The sequence below is a fragment of the Shewanella marisflavi genome, assembly GCF_002215585.1.
GTDB classification, from domain to species: Bacteria; Pseudomonadota; Gammaproteobacteria; order Enterobacterales; family Shewanellaceae; genus Shewanella; species Shewanella marisflavi.
In genome coordinates, this window is record NZ_CP022272.1 from 3,521,260 (window position 1) to 3,543,373 (window position 22,114).

Consider the following 22,114-nt stretch of genomic DNA (forward strand, 5'->3'; position numbering starts at 1 on the left):
CCGGCTCTAATGCAGGGGGAGATGAACCGGCAATAAAAAAGATGATGATGAAATTTACTTTGGCTTTCGCCAGGTCACTCGAAATGATGAGGCCCGAGTGACCTTAGGTGATGCTTAGATCTTACCTACTAGGTCCAATGAAGGTGCTAGTGTATCTTCACCTGGCTGCCATGCTGCTGGGCAAACTTCGCCGTCGTGTGTGGCAACATACTGAGCCGCTTGAATCTTACGTACCAGCTCAGAAGCGCTACGACCAATGCCTAGGTCATGAATTTCGGCAACCTTGATCTGACCTTCTGGGTTGATAACGAAGGTACCACGTAGTGCCAGACCTTCCTCTTCAATCATCACGCCAAAGTTGCGCGAGATAACACCTGTTGGGTCACCGATCATTGGGTAGTTGATCTTGCCGATGGTGTCTGAGCTGTCGTGCCATGCCTTGTGGGTAAAGTGCGTATCGGTAGACACTGAGTACACTTCAACGCCCATTGATTGCAGCTTCTCGTAATGGTCAGCCATGTCACCTAACTCTGTTGGGCAGACGAAGGTGAAGTCAGCAGGGTAGAAGAAAACTACTGACCACTTACCCAGTAGGTCTTGCTCTGTCACAGAGACGAAATCGCCATTGTGATAGGCAGTGGCAGAGAAAGGCTTGATTTCGGTATTGATGATAGATTGAGTCATTGTTTACTCCAGTGCTCGTTATTAACAGTAAATTTGTGGGGGGAGGCGTTTGCCTTAACCCCGTGTTCTTTGTCGATGTGAAGATAATAACGAGACTGGATAATTAAATATAACGGATAAAAGCTATCATACTAATCGGTTTTTAAGATTGAACTTATTGTTGTGATAAAAACCGATGAAGGGAAATGAAACGGATTAGGACTCCCAGGGTTCAAAACGGGTCAGGCTGCGGGCCAATGGAAAGTCGAGTCGCTGCGATAACTGCTGCGCCTCGCTCTTTAGGCCACTACTGCTTATCTGCCTGGCTTGTTTACCGGCGATCACAACCCAATTGCCACCACCAGTCAGACAGGCGTACACATCGCTAAAGTGTTCTTTGAGCAAGGCGAGTAAGGCTTGATTGCGGCTGTGCTCCTTCCAGCAGTTAAGCACCAGATAACCATCGACCTTGAGCAGCGCCGCGGCATTGGCAATAAATACCTCACTATGCTGCTGCTCATCCACGCCTCCGGCATGATAGATATCGGCAAAGATAACGTCGGCCTTCTTGTGCTTGCCTTCGGCCAGAAATGCATTGGCATCTTGATGAACAAGGTTAAGTTTCTTGCCCAGGGGTAGCCAGAAGAAGCGTTTGGCAATGTCGATCACCGCCTCTCTCAGCTCAACGGCGGTAATATTGATCCCCCGATCGAAATGACGCAGCGCCTGAATAAGTCCCCCGCCCCCCAGACCGAGTATTATCACCCGCTTGGGCTTGATAAACAGCAGCACCAATAACATGGCCTGCAGATAGGTATGCATAGGGAGATGCAGAGCAGACTTGGATAATTTGCTCTGCTCATCGTTGTCACCAAAGGAAAGTAGCCGCACCTCCCTATCTTCCATCACCAATAGTGGGCCAAAGGCATCCTCACTGGAATATAGGGTGGTAAAATCTGACATCTGCTTCTCCGCTGGGCGCCAACAGTGACAGGCGCGATAAAGGCGCTAGTATGCCGCAAATCCTTGCGCAGCACAGCAAGCAAAGTACAAAAGCTCTTATCGCGCACTGGCCTTTGGCACTAAATACTGAGTAAGGCGACTCACAGCGTCACAACTGCCCACCAAGGGGCGTGTTTTTTTAAAGCTCAAGTTCACATTGCAATCGGGCAATTCTTATAGTATTTGTTTGAAATCTTTAGCTGATTTCTCACACACCATGACTCAAACTCTGCTTATTAGCTGCCTCTACATCGGCATATTTGTTTTTGCCCAGCGCCTGCTGACCAACTGGGTAGCCAAGCTGGCCGAATCCAAACAGGTCTCCTTTAAGCGCACTAAGCTGGTGACTCAATATATTACCTATCTGCTATTTATCATCATCGCCTGTCTGTGGGTGGTGTCATTGGGCATTGAGTATCAACAGGTCTCCCTGTTTATCTCCTCGGTATTTGCCGTACTGGGCGTAGCCTTAGTGGCCCAGTGGTCGATTTTAAGCAACATCACCGCTGGGGTCTTAATCTTCTTCGTCTTCCCCTATCGCATCGGTGACCGCATCAAGATCATCGACAAGGATGAGGATGTCACAGGCATCATCGCCGAGATCAGCCTGTTCCATGTGCTGATCGAGCGCAGTGACGGCATCACCATCACCTACCCCAACAACCTGATGTTGCAAAAAGGGGTATTGAAATTAAATCAGACGCAGACCAAACCGTTAAGCGAATCGCCAGAGAAAGACCATACTCAAGTACAAAGCGATTAACCGACAGGGGGCATAGATGCTCACGACATTACACTATGATCCGCAAACCGATACGCTCACCAGAGGTGATGCCTCGCAAATCGCTAGCTGGCAACAGCGAGAAGACACCATACTCTGGCTTAATATCGACGGCGAGATAGACGATCAGCTGAGCGAGTCTTTGCAGCGGGATTTTGGCCTGCATCCGCTGGCGCTACAGGATGCCTCCCGGGATCGTCATCCCCCCAAGGTGGAAGATTTTGACGGTCATACCTTTATGCTGCTCAGGGGGCTATCGGCAGACTCTGACTCCATCAACTGTGACAACATAGTGTTGGCGCTCTTCGTCGGTCCACGTTTTATCGTGACCCGTCACAGCAAACGCTCACTCTCCATCGAACGTACTATGAATGCACTGGAGGTGGGTGAGCTGTCGCTGCAAAACACCGGCGCCGTGGCGCTGAAACTCAGCCGCTATGTGGTTAAGCGTTACCATAAGATCTTGTTCGATCTCGAAAGCCGCCTGGAGGAGCTGGAGACAGTGATGCTGACCACGGCAGATGACAAGATCTTGGCCGAGGTGGTGCTGTATAAGACAGATCTCACCCGCCTAAGACGCAACTTTCATTATCACGTGGAGCTGTTTGACACCCTGCGCAGCGCCCCATCGGTTCCCTTCGACGACAGTCTCTACCACGAGATCAACGATGTCTGCGAGCACCAGCATAGGGCGGCCAGCCTGGCGGATCTCTTCTACCAGGTTTCCAGCGATCTGATCGACGGTTATATCTCCATCAGTGCCCATAGGCTCAATAACATCATGAAGGTATTGACCATTATCACAGCTATCTTTGTACCGCTGACCTTTATTGCAGGGATCTACGGCATGAACTTCGAGTATATTCCTGAGCTCAAATATAAAGACGGCTACTTTATCGTCTGGGGCGTGATGCTCACCATCACCGCCGTGTTGATCTGGCTGTTTAGGCGCCGAAAATGGCTCTAGTCAGCTGCTAGCGCCAAGCGTTTAGCGCAGCTTTTAAAACAGAGTGTTTAGAGAAAGACAAAAGGCGAACCTCAGGTTCGCCTTTTAGTTCAACCAACTTTTACCCTAGCAGTACGATTAACGCAGCGTCCGCTGAAAAAAGGCGACCGCCTGTTGATAGATCTGCAGCGCCAGGGCGGGATCGTATCTATCCCCCTCATCACGCATAAAGGCATGCTGAGCATTGACCTCAAGATAAGTGAACTTGCGCCCCGTCTCGGTGAGCTTGTCATAAATGAGTCTTCGCCCCTCACTCGGCACATGGGGATCCTGCTTACCAAAGACGAGCACCAGCTCCGCCTCGATATCCCCGGTGCGGCTCAAAGAGTCGTTCCCAGGATTGGCCGGCAAGGTATTGGAATGAATATCTGTAGGATAGAGACAAAACGCAGCGACAACATCGATATTGATTGCGGCGCGGTAGGCTAAGTGACCACCGATACAGACCCCCATAGCCCCCACCTGATTGGTACAAAATGGCTGACTCATGGCAAAGTCCACCAGCGTCTGAGTGTCGCTATCGTGATGTTCCAGCGCCTTGGTAAATTTATCCTGATTGCCTTTATCTTTACCTTCATCGTCATAGGCCAACACTGTTCCTATGGGATTGAGTTCGTGAAACACTTCCGGCACTAACACCACAAAGCCATGACCGGCCATCATGGTGGCCGCCCGCGCAATGGGCGCTGTTTGCTGGAAAATTTCCGAATAGAAGATAATCGTCGAAAAGAGACCTTCACTGTCGGGGCGATAGAGATAACAGCGCATCTTGCCCGTTGGCGTGTCTATGTCGTGAACTTCCTGTTTTACCATCATAATCTTGCCCTCAGGCCAATAAACTTACCCTTAAGTTATCAGCCTGAGCCAAGCTTGTCAGGTGAAACCCGATTGACGATTTAAGATAGTTGATTAGGGCAGGTTTCGCCATTGAGCAGCTGACGCACATTGGTCAAACTGGTATGGGCGATAGCACCCAGGGCCTCTTCTGTTAAGAAAGCCTGGTGACCGGTAAAGATCACGTTATGACAGGCCGACAGGCGCCTAAATACGTCATCCTGAATGATCTGGTTCGACTTATCCTCGAAGAATAGCTCTTTCTCGTTTTCGTAAACATCCAGTCCCAGAGAGCCTATCTGGCCCGTCTTGAGCGCCTCCATGGCATCGAACGCATTTAATAAGCCACCACGACTGGTGTTGATCACCATGACTCCTGGTTTCATCTTCTCAAAACTTTCTTTGTTGAGCAGATGGTGATTCTCTTTGGTCAGCGGGCAATGCAGGCTGATGATATCGCTAACCGCGTACAGCTCGTCCAGCGGCAGATAGTCAATCCCCATATCTGTCACAAGCTGATTAGGGTAAGGATCATAGGCTACCACTGTGCAGCCAAATCCCAACAGGATCTTGATGGTGGCGACCCCAATCTTACCCGTGCCTATCACACCTACAGTACGGCCATGCATGTTAAAGCCCACCAGCCCTTCGAGGGAAAAGTTGGCATCACGGGTACGTTGATAAGCCTTATGCACCTTGCGGTTTAGGGTCAGCATCAGAGCCACCGTATGCTCGGCCACCGACTCCGGAGAATAAGCGGGCACATTGACTACCCTGATCCCCAAACGCGTCGCAGCGTCCAGATCGACATTGTTGAAACCGGCGCAGCGCATCGCAATGATCTTAGTGCCATTTTTAGCGAGCTCGACCAACACCTCTTCACAGAGAGAGTCATTAACGAAGGCGCAGATCACCTCGAAGCCATAGGCCAGTTTGGCCGTCTGCATGCACAGACGGTAATCAAAATACTCTATCTGCGCGCCGAAGGCCTGGTTGGTGCGGTTGAAATGTTCCATGTCATAGTGCTTGGCACTAAAAAAACCTATTCTCATCTTGGCTACCTAATAGTGATCTAAATGGGGTAAAGGCTTGTCATCCTAGTAATCACAAATTGCCTCAACCTGTTATCGCTCCATTATAGCTAAGGAAAGATGTGACTTAACAAAGATAAATCACCTTCTGGATCACGAAATGGTTATCTTTGTGAGCTGCCAATGTGTTTTATAGCCATTTCCTGCTAAGCTGGCGCAAATTTTCACAGACCTTTCGCCCTATGAGTCATAAGCATAAGCCGATTTCCGAGAAAAAATTTTGGCTACAACGCCTGAGTAAAACCAGTCTGCGCGCCCTGCATATTTTAGGCATAACAGGCGCTGGCGGCGGTATCTTGTTGGGTGTCGACAAAACGCTGTGGTGCAACTATTGGATCTTAGCCATGGGCAGCGGCAGCCTGCTAATGCTCTGGGAGGTAGTGAGAGATTGGCGTTGGCTTATTCAACTCAAAGGAGTGCTCACGTTAGTGAAACTCGGCCTTCTGGCGCTGTTTATTCCCTTGGCTAACTATAAACCTGAACTGCTGATCGCCATAGTGCTGCTGTCGGTGGTCGTCTCCCATGGCCCTGCGGGTCTGAGACATTTTTCAATACTGCATGGACGCCGCTTAGATGGACGAAAAGAGATTAAAGGCTGAAGCCGCGCCGCTGCTGACGCAAAATAGTCAGCTTTTAGGGCTAGAGACCCATCCCCAGGTGCTCGACCTGGCCTGCGGCAGTGGCCGTAATGGCCTCTGGTTGGCCGCCCAAGGCGCTCATGTGAGCTTTGTCGACAGAGACGTAAGCCGCCTCCCCAAACTACCGCCTCACTGTCAGGCCAAAACCAAGGACCTGGAAACTGGCGAGGCGCAGCTTCCCAAAGCTCAATATAACATTGTCTTGGTATTCAACTATCTGCACCGCCCCTTATTTGAGACCATTAAAGAGAGCATCAAGCCCGGCGGGCTAATTATCTACGAAACCTTTATCACTCAACAGGCAGAGGTAGGCAGACCGAAAAACCCTGATTTCTTGTTGCACGAGGCAGAGTTAGTAAAATGCTTTTCCAACTGGGAGACTTTGCACACTTTCGAAGGTAATGTAGGCTGTGAAGAGACGCCTTGCTTTAAGGCGCAATATATTGGCCGAAAACCAGCTAACTAGGATCTATAAGCGTTAAGGACGATTAATGTTTCCCTACCCCGAACAGTACCAGCTCGCCGCACCGCCATTAGTTACCGCCCTTATGGTATTTTGGTCGATAGTATCGCGCGCCTTATTTGGCGACGATAGTGCCATCGCCTTCTACCCACTCTTTATGCTGTTTCCTCTCAATATCTTATTGCACGCCAAGCTGATCTGGCAGGCCAAAGGCATTGAGCGACTTGATCAGGGCGTCTACGCCTTCATCCATCTAAGCCTGGCCTTCGTGGTCTGGACCTTTGCCATCATGCATGTCAATGGCCACGGTTTTTAAGTGGTATGTTCTACACAGTTAGCCCGTTTATAGACTCTCAGTTTTAGGGCGCTACACTTGCATTAAGCGCCCTCTTAGCGGTATCTTTGCAGCCCTTTTAGCCGTCAAGACATGTTATGACTGATTTTGTGTATGCGCCGCCTACCGAGCCTTGGCTTGAGATCCTTCATGAAGATAAGGATATTATGGTAGTCAATAAGCCCTCAGGCCTCCTTTCTGTGCCAGGGCGCGATCCTGCCTACCATGACAGCGTCTACACCCGCGTCTTACGCGATCATCCTAACGCTCAAATTGTCCATCGTCTCGATATGGCCACGTCAGGCATTATTGTCGTAGCATTAAGGCGCAGCGCCGAGCGGGAACTCAAGCGTCAGTTTCGCGATAGGGAAACCCATAAGATCTACTATGCGCGTGTCGCCGGTCATGTAAAACCCGAACAAGGCAGCGTCGATTACCCTCTCATCTGCGATTGGCCCAATCGACCTAAACAAAAGGTAGACCACCAAGTGGGCAAGGCCTCTAAGACACTGTTTGAGGTGGTTAGCCGAGCCCGTCGCTCCACCTTGGTTAAGCTAACCCCCATCACCGGGCGCTCTCACCAGCTACGTGTGCACATGATGGCCATAGGTCATCCTATCCTGGGCGATAACTTCTATGCCGATCCGCTGGCCAAGCGTCTGGCACCACGTTTGTTGCTACACGCCCAATCGCTGAGTCTGACCCATCCCTACAGCAAGCAGCCGATGACCTTTAGCACGCCGATCCCCTTTACTCAGGTCACAGATCAACAATAGGCCCACGACATACTGGCTTACACCTAAAACTTTAATCATCTCGCTAAAAAATTAGCAGTTTGCTAAACAATACCGTAAATTACCTCATATTATTGACTTAAAATGGTATGTAGTAATGGATAGTTCATTTCAGCGTGATCAGCTCGACAATCAGATCCTCTCAGCACTTATGGAGGAGGCCCGTACCCCTTTCGCTGAGTTGGCGAAACGCTTTGGTGTGAGTGCCGGCACCATACATGTGCGAGTAGAGAAGATGAAACAGGCAGGTATTATCACGGGCGCCCAGATCACGGTAAACCCCAAGGCGCTCGGTTATGACGTCTGCTGTTTTATCGGGATTAATCTCAAAAGCGCCGGCGACTACCCCGCCGCCATCGCCAAACTCAATGCCCTAGAAGAAGTGACTGAGGCCTACTACACCACAGGCAACTACAGCATCTTTGTGAAGGTGATGTGCCAATCTATTGATGGTTTACAACATGTGCTGATCAATCGCATTCAATCCATCGATGAGATTCAATCCACTGAGACACTCATTAGTTTACAAAACCCCATCAGCCGCGCGGTTAAACCCTAAGCCAGTCTCACTAGGGCTTCCAGCCTTAGTGAATACTACTACTAAAAAACTACTTACAACTTTTTCATCTACCCGCTTTAACTTTGGCAATCTTTTGTGTTAAAAAGAACAAGCCGTCAACACGACAGCAACAAAATAAAAAAGTATTAGTAACCAAAGTTACAGCAATACCAATAGTGTTTTGTGTCTCAAAACACTTCTATTTGACAAGGAAGAAGTTGTGAAAACTAAATTATCTCTAGCCATTTCAGCAGCGCTGATCTCGAGTGCGGCTGTAGCCAGCAACCAGTACACCGCAAACCCATATGCTCCGGAAATTACCTCTGCTGATAGCTATAAGAAGCCAACAGCTTCTCAGCCTTCACAAGTTGCTCCGCAGCGTTTCATCATTGAACTGAACTCTCCTGCAGTAGCTAAATACCAAGGCGGGATAGATTCACTGGCTGCAACAGCCCCTAAGAAAGGTCAAAAAGTTAACGTACAGTCAGCACCAGCCCAAAGCTATGCTAGCTTCCTCGCCAAAGAGCAATCACAATTTGTGAATGAACTGGCGAAAAAAGTGCCTAACGCCAAAGTTGAGCAAAGCTTTAAGACCCTATTTAATGGTGTAACAATTGTTGGTCAAGGCCTAAGCATAGAGCAGCTAGCGGCTATGCCTAACGTTAAGTCTGTCTACCCAGAGACCATGTACGAAGTGAACATGGATTCATCTCACGACGTCATCAACTCTGCAGCAATGTGGGAAGCGGTTTCTGGTATGGAAAACGCGGGTAAAGACGTTCGCGTAGCGGTAATTGATACAGGTATTCGTCCAGAAAACCCAATGTTTGCAGGCGAAGGTTTCACAAAACCGGCTGAAGGAATGCCAGGCGATGACTACTGTTCAACAGTCGATGCAAGCTTCTGTAACGACAAGCTAATCGTTGCCCGTTGGTCACAACCTACTTTTGAAGTGTGTGCCGATGAACATATGAGCCCACTAGGTTACGGTGGCCACGGTTCTCACGTTGCCGGTACTTCTGTAGGTAATAAGGTCACTACAACCTATGAAGGTGTAGAAGTTGAGCTATCAGGTGTTGCACCTGCGGCCTACCTCATGGTCTACAAAGCTCTATTTACTAATTCAGAATGTGCTCGCGGTAGCGGCTCTAACATCATGCTGATGGAAGCGATGGAGCATGCCGTTAATGATGGCGCAGATGTTATCAACAACTCATGGGGTGGCGGCGCAGGTGGCGACCCAGCCAACAGCCCATATAAATCTATGTATGAAGCTGCTGAGGCTGCCGGGGTAGTTATAGTAACTTCAGCAGGTAACAGCGGTAATGGCCCACAAACTATCGGTTGTCCAGCCTGTATCGAATCAGGTATTACCGTTGCAAACACCACAACGGGTCGCTTCTTTGCTAACGCCCTAACCGTTGACGGTGAAGAGATTCTTGCACTGCAAGGTAACAATGGCCTGTTAGAAACAGATATCACAGCACCTATTATTGCTGCTGCTAATATCGATGCAGAAAACACCCTTGGCTGTACACCGTTTGCTGCCGACTCTTTCAAAGATGGTATCGCACTGATATCTCGCGGTTCATGTTCATTTGCAACCAAGGCTGAAAACGCTGAAGCTGCGGGTGCGAAAGCATTGGTCGTTTACAATAGCGTACCAGGTGCTCCAATCTCTATGTACATGCCAGACTCAACACTGCCTGCAGTAATGATCTCTAATGCAGACGGCGCAGCAATTCTTGAAGGTCTGGGCGATGACACAACAGGTACTATCGCAGCAGAAGTCACTCGTATCGTTAATAGCAAGTTTGCTGATCTTCTGAATGACTCAAGCTCTCGTGGCCCTAACGGTAACCAAAACATTCTGAAGCCAGATCTTGCAGCGCCAGGTACTTCTATCCTGTCTGCAACCTCTCCTGATCAAGACGGTACTGATTTTACCACTATGACAGGTACCAGTATGGCTAGCCCGCACGTTGCAGGTGCCGCAGCTTTGATGAGCCAGCTACACCCAGACTGGTCAGCCAACGACATCAAGACAGCGCTAACCTCTACTGCGCACATGGACGGTGTGCTTGATGATGATGCAGTAACGCCAGCCGACCCATTTGCAATGGGTGCGGGTCGTATGGATTTGGATGCTGCGGCTAAAGCAGTACTGACTTTCGACAAGCCATCTATCGCTTCAGATTCTTGTGTTGGTCCATGTACTTTCACGCGTACTGTATACAACAAGAGTGACGAGAAGACCTCTTGGGAGCTTTCAGCTTCGTCTGATAGCGCAGGTATCAGCGTATCGCCTTCATCACTGGAGCTGGAAGCTGGCGAATCAGCAACCTTCACGGTAACCGTTGACTCAACTTACAGTGAATACGGTGCTTGGATCTTCGGTAACGTCATGATCAAGAGCGCATCTCACCAAGATGCTCACCTACCCGTTGCCATCCTGGCTAAAGAATCAAGTGATGCATCACTGATCTCTACCATGGCAACCAAGGCTGATCTGACTGCTGCGGAAGATATGCCAATCAAAGCCGTAGTGAACAACACTATCTTTGAAAATACCGTAACCGTTACTGCTATGGCTCCAGAGGGTACTAAACTTACCTCTGCCGACGATGTGACCGTGACGCTAAATGGCGCATCACAAAATGGTTTCGAAGTCGATGAAGCTCTTGGCCGCATCACTTGGGTAGGTCAACTTGAACTACCCGAAATGCAGACTGGTAAAGGAACCGGCGCAAGCCCAAGTATCTTCGATTTAGACCTCGCCTATGTACCTGCCTGTGCCGACGGATGTGATGAGAAATCATTCACCTTCAACCTACCGGCATTTAAGTACAACGGTGCGACTTACACTCAGCTAACTATCTCTGACAACGGTCTTGCGGTTGTTGGTGGCGGTTCAACGTCTGGAACTTGGAACAACAAGGCGCTACCAGATAGCGCTAATCCAAACAACATTCTGGCACCATTCTGGAGTGACTACGACCTAAGCGACGGCACTGCCGACGACACTGGTGGTGGACAGCTAGGCATTCAGGTTGTTGCCGCAGGTGAGAGTCAGTGGATTGTTGTCGAATGGAAAGATGCTCAGCTATATGCTGATGCCTCTGGCAACAAGTACAGCTTCAGCCTATGGATCCAAACTGGTGACGTAGAAGATATTTGGTTCAACTACCTAGATATCCCTAACATGCCAAGCAATGTCACTATCGGTGCGGAAAACATCAGCGGTAGCGTAGGTACAACCTTCCACTACAATGGACAAGGTGGCACTGTTACTACTGACGATTATGTTGCACTGCAAGCGACCTCTTCAGGCAGCGTAGAAATCGACTACCTTGCGACACCAACTAGCTTCAACCCAGGTCAAACAGACAACTTCTCTGTTGACGAAGAAGCGACCTTGGAAGCAAACGTGTTAGATAATGACACGGTGACTAAGAAAGTAGCTCGCGTCTCTGTAACTGGTGACGGCATGACAGCTAATGCGCAACGCATCATAGATGTTGCACCAGCGGGTGCCCTAGGTGAAGCGACAATCGTCGATGAGCCTGCACACGGTGAAGTGACTCTTGAAAAAGATGGTACCGTTACCTACACACCTGAAGATGATTTCTTCGGTAAAGACTCATTCACTTACACTTCTACGGATGCTGAAGGCAACCTTAACGAAGTAACGACTGTGAATGTGATGGTAAACAACGTTAACGATGCGCCAACTGTTGCACCTACAGGTATGACAAGTACCGAAGGCTTCGTGGTTACCGCTAAGGCTAACGGCAAAGACGTTGATGGTGACAGCCTCACTTACACTTGGACACAAACATCGGGTACACCTGTTACCTTTAACAATGGTGGTGCGGAAATTAAGTTTACCGCTCCAATGGGTGACCACACGCTGACCTTCTCTGTTGTGGCTAGCGATGGTGAACTTGAAAGTGAAGCGGGTACTGCAACCATTACTGTTAACGCCAAAGAAGAGAGATCTTCTGGTGGTTCACTGGGTTGGTTTGCACTGCTAATGCTACCATTTGCTGCGCTACGTCGTCGTAAATAAGTAGATAGCTTAAACAGAAAAAGGGAGCCGCTTGGCTCCCTTTTTTTATTTTTTGCATATCGACATACTAAGCAGGTCTAGCAATAAAGCTAAAGCGCAAACACCTTAGTCATCACCTTATAAAGCTCTGTGCCTTGGTACACTGAAGCCGACGCAAAGTGCAGCACAGGCACGCAATCTACCGGCAGACTTAAAGGCACTATGGCCTCTTTTTCTCCATACCTGTCGACACGTAAAATGTTAGCGAGTGGCTCGCCGGCATTAAGCGGTTGCCCCACCTTGGCCTTATACTCCACCAAACCACCCAGTGGCGCATGGTACTTCTTGTAATCTTTCAAATAACAGGCATACCTAGGCATATCTGCAGGCACAATACACTCACCAATCACGCCTCGTTGACTGAGGTAGGCCAAAATCCCTTCGACATCAACCAAGGCGTCGGCCAGATCGATATTTTCCTGACTCCCAAGCTCCAAGGTAAAGGCCGATACAGGCACCTCAAGCTCACGCCCCTGACTGGATAAATACTCGCTCAGTTGCCACCAGGGGCAGAAGATAGACTCATCCATCGCCCCGCCAAACTCATTGGGGATCAGCAAGGTATAGGGAATAGAGAAAACCTTGGCAGCATCTTTGTCATACTCAGGGCAATAGAGGTGCTTGCAAGACTTTGGACCAGTATGCAGATCCAGCACGATATCCGCTTCATGCCCCATCTGCTGCAAACTCACCGCCAGCCTATGGCCAGTAGTGATCCCCCAAGGCTCATGTAATCGACTGTGGCATCGTTCTACCAGCAGGGCCCTATAGTGAGCAATAAGCTCTACGTCCCCAAGATGACTATGCCCCTGATACCAGCTGGCAATATCCAGCTTATGATCGAGATACTCTCGGTTCCAGTTAACCCCAGTAATGGGATCGAACCTGCCCAGAGTAAACTCGCCACTCTTTTGATTGATCCCTAATGGATTCGCCAGAGGGACTAGGGTCACCTTGCCCCTCAGCTCAACCTGCTCAAGCGCCTGCATCAACTGATAAATGACGGCATTGCCCTGCACCTCTGCGCCATGAACATTGGCCTGAATATAGACGCTAGGCCCGCTGATCTCCTCGGGGGAAAACTCAAACAGAGTAAGCTCAAGATCTTGACCAGTGGCTAGCTCGCCAATCTTAAGCATCGAACGACTCGGTTTCATCTTTATCCTTCGAATAGATTCTTATGTAAGGCGCTCACTACCTGAGCCGCCTCAGACTCGGCCACCAATACACAAAGGTTATGTGGGCTGGCTCCCTGACAGATCATCCGCACGTTATGAGGCTCTAACACCTCAAACACACGGCGGCACACGCCGGAGGTGGTCGCAATCTTATTGCCGACAATCGCGACTAAAGCTAAGCCCTCTTCAACGCGCACACGGCAGTGTTGCGACAGCTCCTGTAACAAAGCCTCGTTCAGCAAACTATTACCCGCCGAATCTGAGCCAGTCTTATCTAAGGTCAGCGATACGTTCACCTCTGAAGTAGTGATCAAATCAACACTGATCTTATGTCTTGCCAGAGTGGCAAAGGTTTCAGCCAGGAAACCTTGGGCATGGAGCATCTGCAGGCTGTGCAGATTAAGCAAAGTCTGATCGCGGCGCACCGCTACCGCACGGTAGATGGGCTCTTCACTAACTTGATGGCGAATCCAGGTGCCACCCAGCTCAGGCGCCTTACTGGAACCCACAAATACCTGAATCTTATGTCTGACGGCCGGTAATATGGTTGCTGGGTGCAACACCTTGGCGCCAAAGGTCGCCATCTCGGCCGCCTCATTAAAACTGATCTCAGGAATAGGACGCGCATTTGGCGCCAGACGAGGATCGGTAGTAAAGATACCTGGCACATCTGTCCAGATCTCCACCGCCGAGGCATCCAATGCCTCAGCCAGTAATGCGGCAGAATAGTCACTACCGCCGCGGCCTAGCGTTGTTGTCGCGCCATGTTCATCGGCGCCAATAAAGCCTTGAGTCACGATACGCTGCTCAGCGAGCAGGGGGAGTAGATGTTGGCTGCAGAGGCTTTGCAACACCTCGATTTGAGGCTCGGCGCGGCCAAAGTGGCTATCGGTGCGCATTACCTGACGCACATCAAAGGCACTGGCTCGCTCGCCCTTCTCTCTTAGCACAGCAGCAAACAGTACAGATGAACATTGCTCGCCCTGAGCTAGCAATTCATCTATGACTGCCTTATCACGGCTTTGCGCAAGCGTCTCACTTAAGGTCGCAATTCTGCTAAGAATAGCGTCTAGGCGGGCAGCCACTTCATGGGGCTGGCCTAGTTCATCTAGGATCTTATATTGAATCGAGGCAATCGACTTTAGCAGTTGCTGGCGACGTTCATCGTCGAGGCGCTCCTGCGTCAACTCCACCAAAAGATTGGTTACGCCGCTCGAGGCGCTGACCACCACCACACGGGTTTCAGGATTGGCCAATACAATATCGGCACAGCGGTTCATCGCCTCATAATCGGCAACGGAAGTTCCACCAAATTTTGCAACAACAATAGACATTAGCGCACCTCAACCCAAGTAGCTGATAGTGACAGAAAAGAGATAAATAACATTGAATACGCTCCGAACTTACTTCGTTCGAAGAGCCTGGTGCAAAGATGACGCACCCCAAGACGGGAAACAGCGATTGCCACCAGAAGCTCTCCACCAATTAACAGGTGACAATCGATGGGATTCAGCCCAGTCGACCGATAAACAGATGAAACCAAACATCTCTCTATCTCGGCGCTAATCTCCCTCATAAACCATCATCGGAGTTTGGACTCCTCAAGCTTACTACCTAGTTAACGCTCCTCTTCTGTATCGCTAACCTTAAGGTTAGGATGCTTGAAAACTATCAAATAACGGAATAAAAAGTCAACGTTATTTTCTCACGCCACAATGAAAGCTATTCATAATAGCTGCAGGTGCTAATTGCTGATGTCAGGCAGTTCGTTGACTAAGCAGACCCGAGAGGAAAACTTGCCTAAACCCAACTCCTCATAATCCACCAGGCAAGGCACTAAATACAGCTCGTCATTATCCACAAAGTAGATGGCATTTTGGTTAAACACCTTACCTAACTCCACCGCATCGGCCTTATCTAATGACACCGCCCAGCTCTTCTCCATATGGCCTCTGTCGGTCGATGCACCGATCAAAGCACGATATGGATATTGCAGACGTAAAATGTGGCGTTGTAACTGTTTATCCAGAAGACGATTTTGCGAGGGGGAGAGGTTTTTGCCTTTGGGGTTATAAGCGGTGATGATTGCAAAAGATAATGAAGAAGAGAAAGGTTGAGTAAGTAGGAATTGCGTTTGTTGATAACATTGCCAAAAGTGTTCGTTGCCTGTGCTCATCACTAAAATATTCCTAAATTAGATTCAGTCGATTATAGCAAAATTCACCCAGCTTCCTAGTAGCGTGATGTAGGTCACTTTATTAAATTTTATTAATAACTTTAAAATCAAAGGCTTAAAAAAATAGATGTGACTTACATCATATCTCCAGGTAATTTTGTTAACATTTCATTTGTTAACAAATGACTAAAACGAGTACAATAAGTTCGTTGATTCACTTCCACTCATCTCACGATGAAATACTTTTTGTTACATCTTGTCGACGACAAGGTCATCAAAAGTTAGTCGATTTCCTGTATAAAATGTGAGCTTAGGCTGATTTAGCATTTAAACTTGAAAATATTAAATAGTTAGCGGAATTAATGCCGACTACTATTAATCGAAGTGAATACAGTTCGCGTTTCTTTTGAAAGAGATACGTTGCTTTACTAATCATGAAGTGTGTTGCTGTTTCAATATAGTTAGATGAAAGCACCTACGTGAGTTCAGTAATTGTCGCGAAGACAGACAGGGCGCAGCAACACCAACTAGCGCTCATGGTTAGAACAGTTTTAAACAAAAATTAGGTAAATAAATATGCAAAACCCGCACATTCTGATCGTTGAAGATGAAGCCGTTACCCGGAACACGCTAAGAAGTATTTTCGAGGCTGAAGGATATGTGGTAACTGAAGCCAATGATGGCGCAGAGATGCATAAAGCCATGCAGGAAAACAAGATCAACCTTGTCGTGATGGATATCAACCTTCCAGGTAAGAATGGTCTACTGCTTGCGCGTGAGCTTCGTGAAATCAATAACATCGGTCTAATCTTCCTGACCGGTCGTGACAACGAAGTTGATAAGATTTTGGGTCTGGAAATTGGTGCTGATGACTATATCACTAAGCCATTTAACCCACGCGAACTGACTATCCGTGCACGCAACCTGCTGACTCGCGTCAACAGCACTGGCGGCGAAGCCGAAGAGAAAAGTGCCGTAGAATTCTACCGTTTTAACGGTTGGAGCCTAGAGATCAACAGCCGTTCACTGGTAAGCCCACAGGGTGAGTCATACAAGCTGCCGCGTAGTGAATTCCGCGCCATGCTGCACTTCGTTGAGAACCCAGGTAAGATCCTAACCCGTGCTGACCTGCTGATGAAGATGACTGGCCGTGAGCTTAAGCCACACGACCGTACTGTCGATGTGACTATCCGTCGTATCCGTAAGCACTTCGAAAGCTTGCCAGATACGCCAGAAATCATCGCCACCATCCACGGTGAAGGCTATCGTTTCTGCGGTAACTTAGAAGAAGCATAAATCACATCCAGCTAGCGCAAATGTGATTTAGTTTAAAAAGCCAGTCTTACGACTGGCTTTTTTGTACATGGACTGTACTCATCCCCGGTGGCCAAGGAAGGCCAAAGAGGGGATTTGTACATGGATTGTACTTATCCCCGAAGCCCATGGATGAGCTAAGAGGGGGTTTGTGTCTGGAACACTTATGCCAAAACCCATGGATGGATAGCTTTGGTATTTGTACCTAAAGACTTAATAGCACTTACCTAATTTACATCATCACGCTGCATTCCTTTGAATCGCCTACCCGGCGAGGGATGTGCAAGCACAATTTTGGCACGCCGAATTTCCATCCTTGGAGGCTCCACGACGACGTCCTGTCGTCAAGGGCCAAAATCGTGTTTACACTAGTATCTCTATCTCTTCGATTTCGCTTCTTTTGATAGGTGCACAAAGACTCAACAACTAGACTATCTAGCATAAGTTAAATTTGCTGTACTTTATTAAAGTTAATTCAAAACAAATTCATCTGCCTTTAGGACTGCTATTCCCACAAAAAAGCCCTGCTACTTTCGAAAAGCTACAGGGCTTTTATTTTGGGCTAAGGCTTAAGAGCGATAGCCTAGTGCTTCAGCTGCCTCTCGAGAAAGTCAGCCAGTGAGCGATACAGGTGGGTACGCACCTTCTCGCCGCGCATCGAGTGCTTAGAGCCGGGGTAATCTATCATCTGGAACAGCTTGCCCTCGTCCTGCAACGCCTTATAGACGCGGGTGCTGTTTTCAAACAACACATTATCATCGGCCATGCCGTGGTACATGAGTAGCCCTGACTGATAACCTTTCACATACGGCAATACGCTACTGGCCTCATAGCCTTCGGCATTCGTCTCTGGGTGTGACAGATAGCGCTCGGTGTAGTGAGTATCATACAGCGACCAGTCGGTTACTGGCGCGCCCGAGATGGCAGCCTTGAAGTAATCAGGGGCCTTAAACAGGCTCATCAAGGCCATATAACCGCCGTAGCTGTGACCATAGATGGCAATATTCTTGCCATCCACATAGCTAAGGCTGCGCAGATAATCGACACCCGCTTTTTGGTCGTTCACCTCGGCTTCGCCCAGGTGCTTATAGATCACCTGCTCGAACTTGGTACCACGATGGGCCGAGCCACGATTATCCAACTGGAACACGATAAAACCCTGTTGCAGTAAGTACTGAGTGAAATAGTCGTGCTCACTCCAGCTATTGACCACCAGCTGAGCGTGGGGACCACCGTAGACGCGCACCACTACAGGATATTGCTTAGTGGCGTCAAACTGCGTCGGTTTAAATAGTCGGTACTGCAGCGCCTGACCATCTTCAGCCTTTATCTGACCAAACTCGGGTAGCTGCCACTGACCAAAGAATGGATAGAGGGGATGGGCTTTATCCACCTTATTCTGCTCTACCCAAGCCAGATGTTTGCCCTGCTCGTCATGCAAACTGATCTGCGGCGGCTGCGCCAGGCTGTTGAAATAGTCGAGGTAGATAGACTCCTTGTCGGCAAATACCGGCGCATGCATACCACTACGCTGACTCAGCTGCTCAATCGCGCCACCTTTTAATGGCACGCGAAACAGATGCTTTTCAACCACGCTGGCCTTGCGACCGGTAAAGTAGACCCAGCCGGCCTGCTCATCCACATGCACTAACTCATCCACAGCCCAATCGCCTTTGGTCAACCGCTTCAGCAGTCGCCCTTGCAGATCAAACAAGTAGAGGTGATTAAAGCCATCACGCTCTGACGCCCATAGCATCTGTGGCGATTTTTTAAGGAAATGCAGATCATTGTTTAAGTTCACCCAGGCATCGCTCTCCTCGCGGATCATGGTCATGGGTGCATCTTGGCTGCGTAGATCTATAATGCGCAGATCTAAGGTCTTCTGATCTCGGCTCTGCCACTGAAAAGAGAGCTGCAGACTATCTGGTAACCACTTCACTCTCGGCAGATAGATATCCTTCTCTTCACCCAAGTCGACCCAGCGCACCTGCTTATCGGCCAGCGTCACCACACCTAAGTCGATGACGACATTATTCTTACCCGCATAGGGGTATCGCTGCTCGGTCAACTTGATGCCATCGGCATAGATCTCATTGCGAGTCACCAGCTCAACGCCGGACTCATCGATGCGGGTAAAGGCGATGGCCGACTCATCCGGCGCCCACCAGTAGCCCGTCATCCTGTCCATCTCTTCCTGGGCGACAAACTCGGCCATACCGTTCTTAATCGCACCGCCGCCATCTGTAGTCAGGGCGGTCAGCTTTTGGCTGCGCAGGTCAAATACATAGAGATTTTGATCCCGAACGAAAGAGACATAATGCCCCTTAGGCGACAGCTTAGCATCTGTGGTAAAGCCCTCGCCCACAGGCAGCGGCGTGACCTTGTTATCGCTCAACGAATAGTAATAGAGGGCGCCCGATGCCGGGATCAGGAGCGCCTGACTATCGTCTGCCCAGAAATATTCCATGATCCCCTGACCATAGATACGCTGACGCTCACGTCGCGCCTTCTCTTCATCTGACAACTCAGCGCTTTTCAGCTTATCAGCGTCAAGCAAGATGCTCTGCTTGCCCGTAGCCACCTCCATCTGCCAGAGATCGTAGAAGTGTTGATCTTCCTTGCGTCCCGCCAGATAGGTCACCCGCTTACCATCAGGCGACAGCTTAAGCCCTCTTGGACTACTGCCCGCGAGCGCAGGCGAAGCATAGAGTCTTTCTATGGTTAAAGGTTCCATACCGCCGACCGGCTGAGGAAGTTGAGATTGTGACGCACTTACCGTTTGAGATAAAAACATAGGCACCGCCAATAAGGCTGAACTTATCCATTTTTTAGTCATTATTATGTCCTGGATATAAAACAGGTTTAAAAGCCAACAAATCGCAGGCTAGCATTGTGCCCTAAAGTGACATAAAACAAAAACCGCGATCTTGGCAGGCTAAATTGCCGCTGAAAAAATGATTCAACTGGGGTAGAATCGCCCGCATAACTAGCATTTATAAATACGATCTGACCTCCATGGTGAGCCTAGCTCCAAATGTCATAGGAAATAACATGCAAACTCTGGCACAACACCTTACTACTCAAGGGATCCAAGCCCCGCTAGCCCAGCTATTGACCACACTGGCCGATACCTCTAAAGCGATCAGTCACGCGGTGCGTCATGGCGCCCTCGCCGGCGTACTCGGTGCCACCGAGCAGGAAAACGTTCAGGGCGAGACCCAGAAGAAGCTCGACGTGATCACTAACGAGATGCTTAAAGACGCGCTAAAGGCCGACAAATCGGTTCGCGGTCTGGCCTCAGAAGAGGAAGATCATATCGTTGAAGTGGGTGAAAGTGGCGACTTCCTGGTCTGTTTCGACCCTCTCGATGGCTCATCAAACATCGACATCAACTCACTGGTCGGCACTATCTTCTCGGTACTGCCAGCACCTCAGGGTGAACTCAGCGAGCAGAGCTTCTTACAGCCAGGTCGCCAGCAAGTTGCCGCAGGCTATGTGCTCTACGGACCATCCACCATGCTGGCCCTCACCACAGGCCAAGGGGTACAGCTATTTACCCTAAACCCAGAAACCAACGAATACCTGCTGACCAACGAAGCCATGTCCATTAGCAAGGACACAAGCGAATTTGCCATCAATATGTCAAACCAGCGTTTCTGGGAAGCGCCGATGCAGACCTATATCGCCGACCTGCTACTGGGCAAAATCGGTCCGCGTGAGAAGTCATTCAACATGCGCTGGATAGCTGCCATGGTGGGCGATGTGCACCGCGTACTGTCACGCGGCGGCCTGTTTACCTACCCGACCGACAACAAGAACCCAGAGAAGCCCTACAAACTGCGCCTGATGTATGAGGCGAACCCTATGTCTTTCCTGGTTGAGCAAGCCGGTGGCAAGGCCTCTACCGGCTATGAAACCATCATGGATATTCAGCCAAGTGAGATCCACCAGCGCGTCGCGGTGATCTTAGGTTCGGCTAACGAAGTCGATGCCTGCCTTGAATACCACGGTCAGGACTACAGCGAAGAACCCAGCCTGTAATCTTGATTGCACAGCTGTTTAATCAATAAAAAGTCGCCCGTTGGCGACTTTTTTATTAGCGCATAAAACATCAAAAGAGGCGATTCACGACTTGGATTCCAATAATGCCCTTAATGGCGCCGGAAGTAGATCTCTCGATTTTTCCGTAATAACTTTTTCATGCTTTTGCCAAAGCACACCAAGATACACCACTCCAAGCCCAATAATGGATAACGCTATTGGAAACAGCCAATTATCTTCAAAGACATCATAGGCCAGATAACTCAAATATCCACAACTGCCCAGGGCGCCAAAAACCACAAACACTCTACGAACAAGCAGCGCGCCAACGCCAATCATCAACAGATTAATGCAGAAGTAGATAAACTTAGACAGTTCATTATCAGAGTGCTGAGAGGTTAACCCCCCCCAAAAGGCGATAACCCCAAAAATATAGATCCAAAAGGCGTAGTCAGCTTTATGATGAGACCTAATATCGACCCAAAAAGCGAGACCAAGCATTAATAGGCCTAAATACAATGAGACTAAGGATCTCAGCCCCCAGGTTATGTCATCACCCGAGATCACAACCGTTATATCCATCGTCATGTACCAGAGCGTGACTGCAATAGGCATAATTAAAAAAGGATATTTATATCGCCACGCAATAATGACACCGACAACTAATGTACCAAGCTCCATGTATAACCAATGCCAGGTTACGGCTCTGTGATATTCTCTATATGTATTCGAATCTGGCCACACGCCTAACCATTGTTGAAGCCCATAAATCGCTAAAGGCGTTAAACAGACGACGAAGGTGGCGCAAATGCCAGCAGGAATGGTGAGGCCTCTTGCCGAAAACCTATTAGTCAACTTTAAGCCAATAGCCGCATACAGCATTGAGATAGATAAAATGCCCGCGCCCCCAAATGACTCCCAGCCTAAGTTCATGAAAAGTGTCATCGCGCCGATGGCGATAAGCCCACCTAAATAGTAGAGCACATGGGTAAAGGTAAACTTAGGGTTAGCACTAGGCTGAGCCGCCAAGAACTGATAAAGGGCTTCAGCCTGCTGAACTGAAATGATATTTTCCCGCGCCGCAGCATCTAACTGCTTCTTAGTCACATCCATGTTTACCCCCTGACATTAA

The 22,114-nt window shown here is 49.1% G+C and carries 19 protein-coding genes and 1 riboswitch; of the genes, 10 read left to right on the forward strand and 9 right to left on the reverse strand.

The genetic code is table 11. From position 1 onward, the window contains the following. Positions 1 to 114: 114 nt before the first annotated feature. Both ahpC and CFF01_RS15545 read right to left on the reverse strand, forming a co-directional pair. Entirely contained in the window at positions 115 to 684 is a 570-nt protein-coding gene (gene ahpC / locus CFF01_RS15540) for an alkyl hydroperoxide reductase subunit C (RefSeq protein WP_033537888.1), read from the reverse strand. 195 nt (positions 685 to 879) lie between these two features. Further along, complete coding sequence (locus CFF01_RS15545; protein ID WP_033537887.1) at positions 880 to 1,626, reverse strand: spermidine synthase; 747 nt, start codon at positions 1,624 to 1,626, stop codon at positions 880 to 882. 256 nt (positions 1,627 to 1,882) lie between these two features. Between CFF01_RS15545 and CFF01_RS15550 the strand changes: the two genes are divergently transcribed. After that, complete coding sequence (locus CFF01_RS15550; RefSeq protein WP_033537886.1) at positions 1,883 to 2,428, forward strand: mechanosensitive ion channel domain-containing protein; 546 nt, start codon at positions 1,883 to 1,885, stop codon at positions 2,426 to 2,428. Between the two features lie 16 nt (positions 2,429 to 2,444). Then, positions 2,445 to 3,413: a magnesium transporter CorA family protein gene (locus tag CFF01_RS15555; RefSeq protein ID WP_088905404.1), complete on the forward strand. Its 969-nt coding sequence runs from the start codon at positions 2,445 to 2,447 to the stop codon at positions 3,411 to 3,413. 117 nt (positions 3,414 to 3,530) lie between these two features. Here CFF01_RS15555 and CFF01_RS15560 read toward each other — a convergent pair whose 3' ends face one another. Both CFF01_RS15560 and CFF01_RS15565 read right to left on the reverse strand, forming a co-directional pair. Continuing rightward, a complete protein-coding gene (locus CFF01_RS15560) occupies positions 3,531 to 4,268 on the reverse strand; it encodes a dienelactone hydrolase family protein (protein WP_088905405.1) in 738 nt (245 codons plus the stop codon). 80 nt (positions 4,269 to 4,348) lie between these two features. Beyond that, on the reverse strand, positions 4,349 to 5,338 hold the full coding sequence (locus CFF01_RS15565; RefSeq protein WP_088905406.1) for a 2-hydroxyacid dehydrogenase: 990 nt from the start codon (positions 5,336 to 5,338) through the stop codon (positions 4,349 to 4,351). 221 nt (positions 5,339 to 5,559) lie between these two features. Here CFF01_RS15565 and CFF01_RS15570 point away from each other — a divergent pair, with 221 nt between their 5' ends. The 6 genes from CFF01_RS15570 to CFF01_RS15595 all read left to right on the forward strand — a co-directional run bounded on the left by CFF01_RS15570 (position 5,560) and on the right by CFF01_RS15595 (position 12,234). Then, on the forward strand, positions 5,560 to 5,976 hold the full coding sequence (locus CFF01_RS15570) for a hypothetical protein (RefSeq protein ID WP_033538006.1): 417 nt from the start codon (positions 5,560 to 5,562) through the stop codon (positions 5,974 to 5,976). Then, positions 5,951 to 6,481 carry a class I SAM-dependent methyltransferase gene (locus tag CFF01_RS15575; protein WP_088905407.1) on the forward strand — a complete coding sequence of 177 codons (531 nt, stop codon included), beginning with the start codon at positions 5,951 to 5,953 and terminating at the stop codon, positions 6,479 to 6,481. The genes CFF01_RS15570 and CFF01_RS15575 overlap by 26 nt, the downstream gene beginning before the upstream one ends. A gap of 25 nt (positions 6,482 to 6,506) precedes the next feature. Beyond that, the gene (locus tag CFF01_RS15580) at positions 6,507 to 6,794 is read left to right on the forward strand and encodes a hypothetical protein (RefSeq protein ID WP_033537881.1); all 288 of its coding nucleotides are present in this window, start codon (positions 6,507 to 6,509) and stop codon (positions 6,792 to 6,794) included. A gap of 116 nt (positions 6,795 to 6,910) precedes the next feature. After that, positions 6,911 to 7,588, forward strand: a complete 678-nt coding sequence (gene rluA, locus CFF01_RS15585) for a bifunctional tRNA pseudouridine(32) synthase/23S rRNA pseudouridine(746) synthase RluA (protein ID WP_033537880.1) — start codon at positions 6,911 to 6,913, stop codon at positions 7,586 to 7,588. A gap of 115 nt (positions 7,589 to 7,703) precedes the next feature. After that, entirely contained in the window at positions 7,704 to 8,165 is a 462-nt protein-coding gene (asnC, locus tag CFF01_RS15590; RefSeq protein ID WP_011864588.1) for a transcriptional regulator AsnC, read from the forward strand. 220 nt (positions 8,166 to 8,385) lie between these two features. Continuing rightward, positions 8,386 to 12,234: a S8 family serine peptidase gene (locus tag CFF01_RS15595; protein ID WP_033537879.1), complete on the forward strand. Its 3,849-nt coding sequence runs from the start codon at positions 8,386 to 8,388 to the stop codon at positions 12,232 to 12,234. An 89-nt stretch (positions 12,235 to 12,323) separates the two neighbouring features. On the opposite strand, the gene CFF01_RS15600 is transcribed toward CFF01_RS15595, so the two are convergent. The 3 genes from CFF01_RS15600 to CFF01_RS15610 all read right to left on the reverse strand — a co-directional run bounded on the left by CFF01_RS15600 (position 12,324) and on the right by CFF01_RS15610 (position 15,627). Beyond that, the gene (locus CFF01_RS15600; protein WP_088905408.1) at positions 12,324 to 13,430 is read right to left on the reverse strand and encodes a succinylglutamate desuccinylase/aspartoacylase family protein; all 1,107 of its coding nucleotides are present in this window, start codon (positions 13,428 to 13,430) and stop codon (positions 12,324 to 12,326) included. 2 nt (positions 13,431 to 13,432) lie between these two features. After that, complete coding sequence (gene lysC, locus CFF01_RS15605; RefSeq protein ID WP_033537877.1) at positions 13,433 to 14,785, reverse strand: lysine-sensitive aspartokinase 3; 1,353 nt, start codon at positions 14,783 to 14,785, stop codon at positions 13,433 to 13,435. 129 nt (positions 14,786 to 14,914) lie between these two features. Further along, positions 14,915 to 15,091, reverse strand: a riboswitch (Lysine riboswitch). Between the two features lie 104 nt (positions 15,092 to 15,195). Continuing rightward, positions 15,196 to 15,627 (reverse strand): DUF3293 domain-containing protein, encoded by a 432-nt coding sequence (locus tag CFF01_RS15610; RefSeq protein WP_088905409.1) that lies wholly within the window; start codon positions 15,625 to 15,627, stop codon positions 15,196 to 15,198. 576 nt (positions 15,628 to 16,203) lie between these two features. On the opposite strand from CFF01_RS15610, the gene arcA reads away from it, so the two are divergent. Continuing rightward, a complete protein-coding gene (arcA, locus tag CFF01_RS15615) occupies positions 16,204 to 16,923 on the forward strand; it encodes a two-component system response regulator ArcA (protein ID WP_033537875.1) in 720 nt (239 codons plus the stop codon). Between the two features lie 601 nt (positions 16,924 to 17,524). On the opposite strand, the gene CFF01_RS15620 is transcribed toward arcA, so the two are convergent. Beyond that, on the reverse strand, positions 17,525 to 19,777 hold the full coding sequence (locus tag CFF01_RS15620) for a S9 family peptidase (RefSeq protein ID WP_088905410.1): 2,253 nt from the start codon (positions 19,775 to 19,777) through the stop codon (positions 17,525 to 17,527). A gap of 215 nt (positions 19,778 to 19,992) precedes the next feature. Between CFF01_RS15620 and CFF01_RS15625 the strand changes: the two genes are divergently transcribed. Next, the gene (locus CFF01_RS15625; protein WP_088905411.1) at positions 19,993 to 20,982 is read left to right on the forward strand and encodes a class 1 fructose-bisphosphatase; all 990 of its coding nucleotides are present in this window, start codon (positions 19,993 to 19,995) and stop codon (positions 20,980 to 20,982) included. Positions 20,983 to 21,066: 84 nt separating this feature from the next. On the opposite strand, the gene CFF01_RS15630 is transcribed toward CFF01_RS15625, so the two are convergent. After that, positions 21,067 to 22,095 carry a DUF2157 domain-containing protein gene (locus CFF01_RS15630; protein WP_088905412.1) on the reverse strand — a complete coding sequence of 343 codons (1,029 nt, stop codon included), beginning with the start codon at positions 22,093 to 22,095 and terminating at the stop codon, positions 21,067 to 21,069. Between the last annotated feature and the right edge of the window lie 19 nt (positions 22,096 to 22,114).